This is a genomic window from Bradyrhizobium sp. CCBAU 11361 (genome assembly GCF_028128935.1).
GTDB classification, from domain to species: domain Bacteria; phylum Pseudomonadota; class Alphaproteobacteria; order Rhizobiales; family Xanthobacteraceae; genus Bradyrhizobium; species Bradyrhizobium niftali.
The window spans coordinates 1-596 of record NZ_LBJZ01000059.1; the positions used below are offsets into that span (position 1 = coordinate 1).

Genomic DNA, 596 nt, shown 5'->3' on the forward strand with positions numbered 1-596 from the left:
CGTCCCTCTCGCTGAAGCTCATCGGCGAGTGCGGCACGGATCTGAGGGCATGGCCGAGCGCCAAGCACTTCACCTCCTGGCTCTGCCTTGCACCGGGCAACAAAATCTCCGGCGGCAAGGTGCTGTCTTCACGCACACGAAGATCGTCCAGTCGGGCAGCCGCACTGTTGCGATTGGCGGCCACTACTGTCGGACGGAGCGATACGGCGCTCGGCGCATTCTATCGCCGGCTATCCTCACGTGCAGGCAAATCAAAGGCGGTGACGGCGACCGCCCGCAAGATCGCAGTTCTATTCTACAACACCCTGCGGCACGGCATGCACTACAGAGATCCGGGTGCAGACCAATATGAGCGACAATATCGCAGCCGTGTGCTCGCCAACCTTCAGTGCCGAGCCAAATCACTGGGCTTCGTGTTACAGGCTCTTCCGGGGGACGCCAATCCGGCTGTTTCTTAGGAAGGCCGCAGCCTACTTCGCGAAGGAAGCGACATGAAGTTCGCCTTCGTCGCGAAGCACCGGACGATCTGGCCGGTGGCATGGCTATGCAATGCGCTGGGAGTGTCGCGGTCGGGCTTCCATGCCTGGCTGAACCGC

At 61.6% G+C, this 596-nt stretch carries 1 protein-coding gene and 1 pseudogene; both read left to right on the plus strand.

What is annotated here, in order from left to right; all coding sequences use genetic code 11:
* Positions 1 to 458 (plus strand): transposase (locus XI08_RS09815; protein WP_271574263.1); only part of this gene is annotated, 458 nt, incomplete at its 5' end.
* Positions 459 to 596, plus strand: a pseudogene (locus XI08_RS09820) (IS3 family transposase); the annotation flags it as partial.